The organism is Streptomyces sp. NPDC052687, assembly GCF_040678395.1.
Taxonomy (GTDB): Bacteria; Actinomycetota; Actinomycetes; order Streptomycetales; family Streptomycetaceae; genus Streptomyces.
Map to the genome: position 1 here is coordinate 353,441 of NZ_JBFATR010000002.1, position 11,655 is coordinate 365,095.

Below are 11,655 nucleotides of genomic sequence, written 5' to 3' on the forward strand. Positions count from 1 at the left end.
GAGCGCCTTTCCGGCGTGATTGGGAACCCCGGCGGGTCACGCGGCGTTGGAGCATGCAGACGGGCTTGCCAGCCGTCCCGTACGGCTTCGGGCGCCGATGCTGGGGTACCGTCAGAAGAACTGTCTTATCAAACTCACTATGGCAGGAGGGACGGGGCGGCACCGCTCCGTATGGATGGACGTGAAGCGATACTTCCGTGGGCCGGTCATGTGGATCGTGCTGGCCGTCCTTGCCGTGGTCGTGTTGATGCAGGTCGTCGGCTCGTCCGGCGGCTACAAGACGGTGGACACGGGCCAGGTCGTCCAGGCGATCAATGAGAACAAGGTCGAGTCGGCCAAGCTGACCACCGGTGACGAGCAGATCATCAAGGTCCAGCTCAAGGACGGCGTAGAGGTCGAGGACAGCTCGAAGATCCAGGCGAGCTACATCGGCGACCAGGGCGTGGACATCGCCAACACGCTGCAGAACAAGTTCCAGGAGAAGCAGATCCCGGACGGCTACACCGTCTCGCCGTCCAAGCAGAACCCGATCGTCGGGATCCTGCTCTCCCTGCTGCCCTTCGTCCTCATCGTGGTCGTCTTCCTGTTCCTGATGAACCAGATGCAGGGCGGCGGCTCCCGGGTGATGAACTTCGGCAAGTCGAAGGCCAAGCTCATCACCAAGGACACCCCCAAGACGACCTTCGCGGACGTCGCGGGTTCCGACGAGGCCGTCGAGGAGCTGCACGAGATCAAGGAGTTCCTCCAGGAGCCGGCGAAGTTCCAGGCCGTCGGGGCGAAGATCCCCAAGGGCGTCCTGCTGTACGGTCCGCCCGGCACCGGTAAGACCCTGCTCGCGCGCGCCGTCGCCGGCGAGGCCGGCGTGCCGTTCTACTCGATCTCCGGTTCCGACTTCGTCGAGATGTTCGTCGGTGTCGGTGCCTCCCGTGTCCGTGACCTGTTCGAGCAGGCCAAGGCGAACGCCCCGGCGATCGTCTTCGTCGACGAGATCGACGCGGTCGGCCGCCACCGCGGCGCCGGCCTCGGCGGCGGTCACGACGAGCGCGAGCAGACCCTGAACCAGCTGCTCGTCGAGATGGACGGCTTCGACGTCAAGGGCGGCGTGATCCTCATCGCCGCGACGAACCGCCCGGACATCCTCGACCCGGCGCTGCTGCGCCCGGGCCGCTTCGACCGGCAGATCGCCGTCGACCGCCCGGACATGCAGGGCCGTCTGGAGATCCTCAAGGTCCACCAGAAGGGCAAGCCGGTCGCCCCGGACGTCGACCTCGCGGCCGTCGCCCGGCGCACCCCCGGCATGACCGGCGCCGACCTGGCGAACGTGCTGAACGAGGCCGCCCTGCTGACGGCCCGCAGCGACCAGAAGCTCATCGACAACAAGATGCTCGACGAGGCGATCGACCGCGTCGTGGCGGGCCCGCAGAAGCGGACCCGGATCATGTCGGACAAGGAAAAGAAGATCACCGCGTACCACGAGGGCGGTCACGCCCTGGTCGCGGCGGCCTCGCCGAACTCCGACCCGGTCCACAAGATCACGATCCTGTCCCGCGGCCGCGCCCTCGGCTACACGATGGTGCTCCCGGACGAGGACAAGTACTCGACCACGCGCAACGAGATGCTGGACCAGCTGGCCTACATGCTGGGCGGCCGCGCGGCCGAGGAGCTGGTCTTCCACGACCCGACCACCGGTGCCGCCAACGACATCGAGAAGGCCACCAACCTGGCCCGGGCGATGGTCACGCAGTACGGCATGACGGAGCGCCTGGGCGCGATCAAGTTCGGCGGCGACAACACCGAGCCGTTCCTCGGCCGGGAGATGGCGCACCAGCGCGACTACTCGGAAGAGGTCGCGGCGCTGGTCGACGAAGAGGTCAAGAAGCTCATCGAGACCGCGCACAACGAGGCCTGGGAGATCCTGGTCGAGAACCGCGACGTGCTCGACAACCTCGTTCTCCAGCTGCTGGAGAAGGAGACCCTGGGCAAGGAGGAGATCGCCGAGATCTTCGCCCCGATCGTCAAGCGCCCGCCGCGGCCCGCGTGGACCGGCTCCTCGCGGCGTACGCCGTCGACCCGCCCGCCGGTGCTCTCCCCGAAGGAGCTGGCGCTGACCAACGGCGCCAACGGTGCCACGGCGTCGCTCGGCACGGCGAAGTCGACCACGGCGAAGCCGACGACGGCGGAGTCCGCCGCGGAACCGGTCCAGGAGGACCGCTCCGACAGCTGACCCGCCCGGTGGCCGCCCCGGCGGCCACAGCGCGCCCGACGGCCTCAGCAGGCCCGGAATGGATGCCGCGCCCCCCTGGTTCTAGCCTTGGGGCGCGGCATCCGCCATTTCCCGGCCGCTGCCCGGCTGGCGCTGCCGGGAAAGCACGACACACAGGAACGAGGCACCACATGACCGACCCCGTGACGCTGGACGGCGAGGGCACGATCGGCGAGTTCGACGAGAAGCGCGCCGAGAACGCCGTACGCGAACTCCTGATCGCGGTCGGCGAGGACCCGGACCGCGAGGGCCTGCGGGAGACGCCGGCGCGGGTGGCGCGGGCGTACAAGGAGATATTCGCCGGGCTGTGGCAGAAGCCCGAGGACGTCCTGACGACCACCTTCGACCTCGGGCACGACGAGATGGTGCTGGTCAAGGACATCGAGGTGTACTCGACCTGTGAGCACCACCTGGTGCCGTTCCGGGGTGTCGCGCACGTCGGTTACATCCCGTCCACCACCGGCAAGATCACCGGGCTGTCGAAGCTGGCCCGGCTGGTGGACGTCTACGCCCGCCGCCCCCAGGTGCAGGAACGACTCACCACGCAGATCGCGGACTCCCTGATGGAGATCCTGGAGCCGCGCGGGGTGATCGTCGTCATCGAGTGCGAGCACATGTGCATGTCGATGCGCGGCATCCGCAAGCCGGGCGCGAAGACCATCACCTCGGCCGTGCGCGGGCAGCTGCGGGACGCGGCGACGCGCAACGAGGCGATGAGCCTGATCATGGCGCACTGAGCGGTACTGAAGGCGCTGGGGGGTGCACTGAGGGCGCTGGGCGCCCGGGGCGGCCGGGGTCAGGCCGCCGGTGCCGTTCCCGGGCCGCCCGGCTCGTCGTCCTCCGGGAGCCGGCAGACCCGCTCCAGGAACAGCGCCGCCGCTATGACGGCGATGCCGGCCAGTACCGAGAAGCCGGCGTAGATCGCCTGGTCGCGGCGGGCGGGGATGTCCAGGGACTCCAGCAGGACGACGCCCGTACCGCCGTACATCCCGGCGACGAGGGCGGCCACCAGGGCGCTGGCCTGGCCGAAGACCACCGCGCGGGCCGCCATCAGCGGGTCGACGCCCTTGGCCTCGGGGCGGCGCTCGCGCTGGGCCTTCAGCCGGGAGCGCAGCGAGAGCGCCGTGGCCAGCAGCACCACGGCGATCAGCGCCAGGACGATGGGGGCGGCCAGCGGGACGCTCGGCAGGGTGCCCAGCGACGTCCACAGGCGGGCGCCCGCCCAGGACAGCACTGCGGCGACGACGAACACGCCGGCCAGCACCCTGATGCGCAGCTCTCTCACGGTGTCCCTTCGGCTTCTTCCCCGGTCTTCGGCCGGGGGATCTCCCCGACGGTGGTCGTCTTGACCTTAACGACTACTCGGGCAGCCGGAGTTCCAGGTCCGCGCGGGGCGCGACACCTTCGCGGGGGAGCGCGCCGAGCAGTTCGGCGACCGAGCCGCGGCCGGGCAGCTGGGCGTCGGGGTCCACGTCGTGCCAGGGGGCGAGGACGAAGGCGCGTTCGTGGGCGTGCGGGTGGGGGAGGGTCAACCGCGGGTCGTCGGAGACGACGCCGTCGTACGACACGATGTCCACGTCCAGGGTGCGCGCGCCCCAGCGCTCGTCGCGGACCCGGTGGAAGGCCTCCTCGACCGCGTGCGCCCGCTCCAGCAGGGAGGACGGCGGCAGGGTCGTCTTCAGGACGACGACCGCGTTGAAGTACGAGGGCTGGCTGCCGGGCTCGACGCCCCAGGGCTCCGTCTCGTACACCGGCGAGACCGCCTTGATCCGCACGCCCGGGGTGTCCTCCAGCGCGTCGATGGCCCCCTGGAGGGTCTCCAGGCGGTTGCCGAGGTTGGAGCCGAGGGAGAGCACGGCGCGCTGCGGGTTGTGCAGGGTGGTGTCGGCGGCGTCGACCTTCTCGACGACGGAGGCGGGCACCGGCTGTACGGTCGGGTCGGTCGGACCCTGCGTGAAGGATGCGGTCATACTCGGCTCCGGGTGATGGTGACGGTCACGTCGTCGAAGGGGACCGTGATCGGCGCGTCGGGTTTGTGGACGCGGACCTCGACCTCCTGGACCCCCTCGTGCTTCAGACAGGCCTGGGCGATGCGCTCGGCAAGGGTCTCGATGAGGTTCACCGGCTCGCCCTCGACGACGGCCACGACCTCCTCCGCCACGATGCCGTAGTGCACGGTCTTCGCCAGGTCGTCGTCGGCCGCGGCCGGTCGGGTGTCCAGGCCCAGGACCAGGTCCACGATGAAGGTCTGGCCCTCCTCGCGTTCCTTGGGGAACACTCCGTGGTGCCCGCGGGCCTTCAGGCCGCGCAGCGCGACACGATCCACGCGAATCACTCCTGCAATCGTCGGTTGCGGCCGGCTCGTGCCGTGTGCGGACGGCACACCGGCCTCGGACGAATCTACCCGCGGGCACCGGCAGTGCCGGGCCACGGGCGTGGGTCCGGACCGGCGCCCGGTGGGTTCACCGTGTGTCTCCCCCGGGGAACCCGGCGGATCAGGGGCTGGTAGCCGCCTCTACCCCGAGGGCCGTGATCCCAACCACTCCTTGGTCCCTTCGGGCCCTGTCGCGCGTCGCGTCGGGGCCTTCACGGGAACGCCTACCCACTCAGGCCGGGGTGTCGTCGTCCTCGTCCTCGTCGTTTTCGGTCAGTACGGGTGAAGCGTGGTGCGACCAGAGCTTCCAGCCGTCGGATGTGCGCCGGAACACGTTGGTGGCGACCACGAGCTGGCCCACGAGCGGTCCGAGCTCGTCGCCCTCCGCGGGGGCGGGGCCGCCGCTGAGGATGTTCTCGGTGCAGGTCACGAGGGCGGTGTCGCCGGTGACGGAGACGTGCACGTCGGTGAGGAAGAACTGGATGTAGTCGGTGTTCGCCATGATCAGCGCGTACGACCGCAGCACCTCGCCGCGGCCGGTCAGCACCGGCCAGCCGGGGTGCACGCAGGAGATCACGCCGGTGTCCGCCGGGTCGTGGTACGTCTCGTCGACGCCCAGGTCGGCGGGGGTGAGCCAGAGCCGGGAGACGGTCTCGAAGTCGCCGCGCTCCAGGGCCTCGTAGAAGGCGGTGTTGGCGAGCTCGACCTGCTCGACGTCGGTGTGGGGGGCGCTCACCGGGCTCCTTCAGAGGCGCGTGCGCCGGTGGTGTCGGAGGCGGCGGGGGTGGTGGCGGCAGCCGCGGTGGTGGCGGTGGTGTCGACGGGGCGGGCGTCGGGGGCGCATGCGCCGGGCGTGTGGGGGGTGCCGTGCGCCTGGTGGGCGCGGTCCGCGCCGGGCGCGCCGGGCGCGCCGGCCGCCGTACGCGCTCCTTCGACGGCGCGTACGACGCGTACCGCGTCCGCCGTCGCGCGTACCTCGTGCACGCGGACCGCCCACGCGCCGGCGTGCGCCGCGAGGGCCGAGACGGCGGCCGTCGCCGCGTCGCGCTCCCGCGCGGGCGGCGGGGCGCCGTCCGGGCCGGCGAGCACCCGGCCGAGGAACCGCTTGCGGGACGCGGCGACGAGCAGCGGGTGGCCCAGGGCGCGGAGCCGGTCGAGGTGGGCGAGCAGGGCCAGGTCGTGCTCGGCGTCCTTGGAGAAGCCGAGGCCGGGGTCGACGACGATCCGGTCGGCGGCGATGCCGCCCGCCAGCACGGCCTCCACGCGCGCGTGCAGCTCGTCGACGACCTCGGTGACGACGTCGTCGTAGACGCCCCGGACGTTGCCGCCCGCCAGGAAGCCGCGCCAGTGCATGACGACGAAGGGCGCGCCGGCGTCGGCCACGGCCGGGATCATCGCCGGGTCGGCGAGGCCGCCGCTGACGTCGTTGACGAGGGCGGCGCCGGCCGCGAGGGCCTGGGCGGCGACCGAGGCGCGCATGGTGTCGACGGACACGACGACGCCCTCGGAGGCCAGCTCGCGGACGACGGGGATGACGCGCCGCAGCTCCTCGGCCTCGTCGACCCGGGTGGCGCCGGGGCGGGTGGACTCGCCGCCGACGTCGACGAGGTCGGCGCCCTGGGCGACCATCTCCAGGCCGTGCTTGACCGCGGCGGTCGTGTCGAACCAGCGGCCGCCGTCGGAGAAGGAATCGGGCGTCACGTTGACCACGCCCATGACCGCGCAGCGGTCCCATTCCGGGAGGCCCGCGATGCGTCCGCGTCCGCTCTGGTTGCTCATACGTTCAGCGTAGGCCCCCGGGGCCTCCCGGCTCTCCGGACGGTGTGCCGCCCGCGCGGAAACCGCTCGGGGCCGGCGGGACGGTGGTGAGCCGCCCGCCCCGCCCGCCGCCCCGCCCGCCTTCCGCGTCACGCCGCGCGGACGTCGCGTTCCGGCAGTGGGCGGACATCGTGGTCCCGTACGGCGTCCCGCGCGGCGTGGGCGCAGGGGCGGGGCGCGGGCCGGCGGCGGCGCAGCGGGCGGGGCAGCAGCTGTGCCGGGTCGAGGAAGCCCTCGGCCTGCATCGCCGCGAAGCCGATGCGGGGCAGATCGGCGGACGCGCGGTAGACCACGAAACGGGGTTCCCAGCGTGGCCGGAACTTGGCGTTGAACTTGTACAGCGACTCGATCTGGAACCAGCGGGACAGGAACACCAGCAGTCCGCGCCAGGCGCGCAGCACCGGACCCGCGCCGATCTTCTCGCCGCGCGCGAGGGCTGAGCGGAACATCGCGAAGTTCAGCGACACGCGCGCGATGCCGAGTTTCGGCGCGGCCTGGAGGGCGGCCACGATCAGCAGCTCGTTCATGCCGGGGTCGGCCGCGCGGTCACGGCGCATCAGGTCCAGCGAGACGCCGTCGCGGCCCCAGGGCACGAAGTGCAGGATCGCCTTCAGATCGCCGTACGGTCCCGGCTCGGCGTCCGCCTTGTGGGCGGTGGCTATCAGACAGTCGCCGTCGGCCGGGTCGCCGATGCGGCCCAGCGCCATGGAGAAGCCGCGCTCGGTGTCGGTGCCGCGCCAGTCGTCGGCGGCGCGGCGGATGCGCTCCAGCTCGGCCTCGGCGAGGTCACGCACGCGTCGTACCCGGGTCTGGTAACCGGCGCGCTCGATGCGCTTGACCATCTGCCGCACGTTGCGCATCGCGCGGCCGGCGAGGGAGAAATCCGGGACGTCCACCACCGCCTCGTCGCCCAGTTCGAGGGCGTCCAGGCCGGTCTCACGGGTCCACACCTCACCGCCGGTCTCGGAGCAGCCCATCACGGCGGGGGTCCACGAGTGGGCGCGGGCCTCGTCCATGAACCGCTCGATGGCGCCGGGCCAGGCCTCGACGTCACCGATCGGGTCGCCGCTCGCGAGCATCACGCCGGACACCACGCGGTAGGTGACCGCCGCCTTGCCGCTGGGGGAGAAGACCACCGCCTTGTCGCGGCGCAGCGCGAAGTGGCCGAGGGAGTCCCGCCCGCCGTGCCGGGCGAGCAGGGCGCGCAGCCGCGCCTCGTCCTCCTCGGTGAGCCGCGCGGCGGGGTGTTCGGGGCGCAGGGCGAGGTAGGCCGTGGTGACGGCGGTGAGCAGGCCCAGGGCGCCCAGCGAGAAGGCCACCGTCCAGGAGGTGTTGCCGCGGTAGTCGACGGGTCCCTCGAAGCCGAACAGGCCGTACAGGACGTGGCTGATACGGTCCGCCAGGCTCGGGTCGCCGACCATGCGGCCGGGGTGGGCGCTGACGACGACCAGCCCGAGGGCGAGGGAACCGGCGCCCATGAGGACGAAGTTGGCCAGGGCACGCCACCGGGAGCGCGGGTCGGGCAGGGCGGCGAACTGGTCGCGGTGGCGCAGCAGGACGGCGAGCAGGGCGACCGAGAGCAGCACGCCCAGCAGGGAGTGCCGGTAGGCGAACTGGGCGACCGCGCCGGCCGGCAGCAGGGCGACGGCGGCCCGCCAGGCGCGCCGCTTGCGGCGCTTCAGGCCGTGCGCGAGCAGCAGCAACAGCACACCGGCGCTGAGCGAGAGGGCCGCGGCGAACGGGCCGAGCGCGCCGGGCAGGACCTCGGCCAGGGCGTGCATCCTGCTGTACCGGAAGCGCGGGAACACGCCCGCCGCGATGTCCAGGAGCCCCACGAGGGCGCAGGCCCTGGCGACGAGGACGGGTACGGCCTCCGGCCGCGGGCCGCGCGGCAGGCGGAGCGTACGGCTCGGCCGGCGGGCCCGGTCGGTGCTGCCGGTCCGGTCGGTCCTGCCGGGCCCGCCGGTGCTGCCGGTCCGGTCGGTCCTGCCGGGACGTCCATGACCGTCGGTCCCGCCGGGCCCGCCGGTCCGGTCCGTGATCACGCCCGGAACCCCGCCCGACATTTCCCCATCTTCCCTGACAGACATCGCATCCCGTGGTTCTGCGAGAGAGCTTGAATCCGGTGCCCATCGGGCATCCGGCGACATTGCGCCCTCTAGGACGGCGTCTCGGGGAGGGAGGTTCACTCCGGTCTCCCGCGCGGGGTCAAAGGTCGGGGAAAGTCAGGGAAAGCGCCAAGGGACGGGGACGGGTGACACCCCATGGGACTCACGAGCGACGTGACGCTCGCGGTGGCGGCAGGATCGGCCGTCGCGCTGTTCGCCGCGACGGTGTGGCTGTGGCCGCGGCTGGCCCGGCGCGGCCCGCGGGCGGTCGCCGGCCGGATCGGCCTGCTGCTGGCCACACAGGTGGCGCTGTTCGCGTCGGTGGGGCTCGCCGCCAACCAGGCGTTCGGCTTCTACGCCGGCTGGGCGGACCTGTTCGGGCAGGAGGACGACCTCGGCGTGGTCGTCGACCACGCGGGGGGCGGCGGCCTGGAGGTGCTGGAGAACGAGCGGGTGGCCGGGGCGCCCGGTGCCCTGCCGGCGAGCGGCGGCCGGGTGCAGAAGGTGGCCGTGGCGGGCCGTACGACCGACATCGCGACGCACGCGTACGTGTACCTGCCGCCGGAGTACTTCCAGCCGCGCCACCGCGCACGGACCTTCCCCGCGGCCATCGTGCTCACGGGGTATCCCGGCACGGCCAGGGCGCTGGTGGACAAGCTCCATTTTCCGCGCACCGCGCGGGAACTGGCCGCGGCGGGGCGGATGGAACCGATGATCCTGGTGATGCTCCGGCCGACCGTGGCGCCGCCGCGGGACACCGAGTGCGTGGACGTGCCCGGCGGCCCGCAGGCGGAGTCGTTCTTCGCGAAGGACCTGCCGGAGGCCGTGGGCGCCCACTACCGGGTGGACGGGAAACCCGGCCGCTGGGGCGTCATCGGGGACTCCACGGGCGGTTACTGCGCGCTGAAACTCGCGATGCACCACCCCGAGGTGTTCGGGGCGGGCGCCGGCCTGTCCGCGTACTACAAGGCGCCGGTCGACGCCACGACGGGTGACCTGTACCGGGGCGACGAGACGGTGCGCGACCGCGCGGACCTGTGGTGGTGCCTGGAGCATCTGCCCGCGCCGGACACCTCGCTGCTGGTCACCAGCAGCAAGTCGGGGGAGTCCAACTACAAGGACACCCTGGAGTTCGTCGAGCGGGTGAAAGCGGCGCCCCCCACGCGGATCTCGTCGATCATCCTGGAAAGGGGCGGGCACAACTTCAACACCTGGCGGCGGGAGATCCCGGCGGCACTGGAGTGGATGAGCGGGCGGCTCGGCGGGGCTTGAAATGATCTTGAATTGAGCGGGGGCGGAGGGCCTTCCGGCACGGGTGGGAAACCGTTGTGCCCCAGGTATGGTCCGGTTGTGTCCCGGCTTGTGGCCCGGTTTCGGCCGTACGGGAATTCGGCGACGGAGTCATTCCCTCCGCTATCCGTTCCTGATGGTGGGTGAACCCTTCGCCGTGGCTTTCTTTTTACGGCCCGGGGCACCACGATTCCCCTACGCGCGGTAAGTTTCTGGCCATGCCACGTGGACGTCACCGCCATTCCCCTCCCCTGCACAGGCTGCTTCCGCCGTCGGCGATCGCAGGCGTCTCCCTCGTCTGCGCCCTCGGCCCCTGGGTGTTCGAGGAACCCATGGTGCTGCGCGGGCTGGCGGCCGCCGCCGCGGTGACGGCGGTGGTCGGCGCGGTCGTCATGCGGCGCTGGGACATCCAGGCGGGCAAGCGCGTCGCCGAGCTGACTCGTGCGCGGGCGAGCGACGAGTGGCGGTTCGAGGAACGGGTCGCCGAGCTGGAGACCGACCTCGAGGAATCCCGCGAGCTGCGCCAGAAGCTGGAGCAGCGGCTGCGCGCCAAGCGCGCCGAACTGGCCGGTCTGCGCAACGAACACGCGGCCCTGCTGCGGCGCTACGCCACCGCCGAGACCGAACGCGCCAGCGCGCTGGAGGGCCGGCGCCTGCTGGAACTCGAGGCCGCCACGCCCGCGCGGGCGCTGCCCGCGGCCTCCGGGCAGGGCGCGCGGGGGCAGGAGTCCGTGGTGAGCGAGGAGGCGGAGTCCGCCGCCGAGGCGAGGCCGGCCGTGCCCGCGCTCTTCTCCCCGGAGGGCGCCCGGCTGTTCCGGCGGGCCGGGCGGGCACTGGCCCGGCTGGGCGCGGACGCGACCGGCGAGGGTGCGGTACGGGTGCCTGCGGCGCGGGCGGCGTCCGGCGACACACCGGAGGTTGATGCGGGGGCCGGTACGGGGACTGCTGCGGAGGTGGCTGCGCAGACCGCACAGGCCGCTGCGGAGACCGGTCCTGAGGCCGGTGGGCGGGCAGCTGCGGAGGCCGCTCCGGAGGCCGGCGCGGAGGTTCGTGAGCCGGTCCCCGCCGACGCGGAGTCCGTTCCGTCGCCGGAGGGTGCCTCGTCCTCGCAGGCGGTTCCGTCGCCGGAGGATGCCTCGTCCTCGCAGGCCGTCCCGTCCCTTCAGACGGTTCCGTCCCCGAAGGCCGCTCCGTCCGCCGCGACGTCCGCCCCGTCCCCCGGCACCCAGGCACCCTCGCGCGCCGCCACCCAGTCCGGTACGGCACCCCTTCCGCAGCAGCCCACCGAGGCCCGCGCCGGGCGCGGCGGCGACGCGGAGGCCGCGCGGGAGGACGAGGCGCAGGGGAAGCCCGAGGCGGCCGCCGGGCAGGAGCACGCGGCCGCCGCCTCCGACACCGGGATCTCCGCCCCGACGCGGCCCGCGGGGCACTTCACCGTGCCGACCGCGGTGGCCGTCGTACCGCCCACCCCCGCGCGGCGCGCCGCCACCGAGGGCGGGTTCGACTTCTTCGGTACGAAGACGAAGGGCAGCTCGGCCGCGATGGAGGCGGTGCAGAACGAGGACCTGGCGGACGTCGTCGGCCAGGAGGCGCTGGAGCTGCACAAGGCCGAGACCGAGAGCGGGTTCCGGCCCGCGGGCCCCGCCGCCGGGCAGGTGGCCGGCCAGGTCATCGACCTCACCGCCCACGACAAGACCGAGCGGATCGACGTACAGGGACTGCGCACCGCGGCGTCCTGAACCCTCACCGCGCGCCCACGCCACGGCTCCCCGCCACCGCGCGCCCACGCCACGGCACCCCGC

The 11,655-nt window shown here is 72.7% G+C and carries 10 protein-coding genes; 4 read left to right on the forward strand and 6 right to left on the reverse strand.

Translation table 11 applies throughout. The features are described from left to right. Positions 1–175: 175 nt before the first annotated feature. Both ftsH and folE read left to right on the forward strand, forming a co-directional pair. Positions 176–2,224 (forward strand): ATP-dependent zinc metalloprotease FtsH, encoded by a 2,049-nt coding sequence (gene ftsH, locus AB0K92_RS04480; RefSeq protein ID WP_365919297.1) that lies wholly within the window; start codon positions 176–178, stop codon positions 2,222–2,224. 170 nt (positions 2,225–2,394) lie between these two features. After that, positions 2,395–3,000, forward strand: a complete 606-nt coding sequence (gene folE / locus AB0K92_RS04485) for a GTP cyclohydrolase I FolE (RefSeq protein ID WP_166001076.1) — start codon at positions 2,395–2,397, stop codon at positions 2,998–3,000. A gap of 59 nt (positions 3,001–3,059) precedes the next feature. On the opposite strand, the gene AB0K92_RS04490 is transcribed toward folE, so the two are convergent. From AB0K92_RS04490 to AB0K92_RS04515, 6 genes are all read right to left on the reverse strand, one after another. Then, positions 3,060–3,548: a DUF3180 domain-containing protein gene (locus AB0K92_RS04490; RefSeq protein WP_365919300.1), complete on the reverse strand. Its 489-nt coding sequence runs from the start codon at positions 3,546–3,548 to the stop codon at positions 3,060–3,062. Between the two features lie 73 nt (positions 3,549–3,621). Next, positions 3,622–4,233 (reverse strand): 2-amino-4-hydroxy-6-hydroxymethyldihydropteridine diphosphokinase, encoded by a 612-nt coding sequence (folK, locus tag AB0K92_RS04495; protein ID WP_365919302.1) that lies wholly within the window; start codon positions 4,231–4,233, stop codon positions 3,622–3,624. Beyond that, complete coding sequence (gene folB / locus AB0K92_RS04500; RefSeq protein WP_166001081.1) at positions 4,230–4,589, reverse strand: dihydroneopterin aldolase; 360 nt, start codon at positions 4,587–4,589, stop codon at positions 4,230–4,232. Before folB ends, folK begins: the two co-directional genes overlap by 4 nt. A 280-nt stretch (positions 4,590–4,869) precedes the next feature. Then, positions 4,870–5,373, reverse strand: a complete 504-nt coding sequence (locus AB0K92_RS04505) for a nuclear transport factor 2 family protein (RefSeq protein WP_365919304.1) — start codon at positions 5,371–5,373, stop codon at positions 4,870–4,872. Then, a complete protein-coding gene (folP, locus tag AB0K92_RS04510; protein ID WP_365919306.1) occupies positions 5,370–6,416 on the reverse strand; it encodes a dihydropteroate synthase in 1,047 nt (348 codons plus the stop codon). Before folP ends, AB0K92_RS04505 begins: the two co-directional genes overlap by 4 nt. 128 nt (positions 6,417–6,544) lie before the next feature. Next, positions 6,545–8,350, reverse strand: coding sequence for a phosphatidylglycerol lysyltransferase domain-containing protein (locus AB0K92_RS04515; RefSeq protein WP_365919408.1), 1,806 nt, complete (start codon positions 8,348–8,350; stop codon positions 6,545–6,547). Positions 8,351–8,719: 369 nt separating this feature from the next. Between AB0K92_RS04515 and AB0K92_RS04520 the strand changes: the two genes are divergently transcribed. Next, a complete protein-coding gene (locus tag AB0K92_RS04520) occupies positions 8,720–9,835 on the forward strand; it encodes an alpha/beta hydrolase-fold protein (RefSeq protein ID WP_365919308.1) in 1,116 nt (371 codons plus the stop codon). Between the two features lie 236 nt (positions 9,836–10,071). Further along, the gene (locus AB0K92_RS04525; RefSeq protein WP_365919310.1) at positions 10,072–11,592 is read left to right on the forward strand and encodes a hypothetical protein; all 1,521 of its coding nucleotides are present in this window, start codon (positions 10,072–10,074) and stop codon (positions 11,590–11,592) included. The last annotated feature ends 63 nt before the right edge of the window (positions 11,593–11,655 follow it).

Coding starts and splice junctions, on each gene's coding strand:
- ftsH (WP_365919297.1), top strand. CDS start 176: ATGGACGTGAAGCGATACTTCCGTGGGCCGGTCATGTGGATCGTGCTG.
- folE (WP_166001076.1), top strand. CDS start 2,395: ATGACCGACCCCGTGACGCTGGACGGCGAGGGCACGATCGGCGAGTTC.
- folK (WP_365919302.1), bottom strand. CDS start 4,233: ATGACCGCATCCTTCACGCAGGGTCCGACCGACCCGACCGTACAGCCG.
- folP (WP_365919306.1), bottom strand. CDS start 6,416: ATGAGCAACCAGAGCGGACGCGGACGCATCGCGGGCCTCCCGGAATGG.
- AB0K92_RS04520 (WP_365919308.1), top strand. CDS start 8,720: ATGGGACTCACGAGCGACGTGACGCTCGCGGTGGCGGCAGGATCGGCC.
- AB0K92_RS04525 (WP_365919310.1), top strand. CDS start 10,072: ATGCCACGTGGACGTCACCGCCATTCCCCTCCCCTGCACAGGCTGCTT.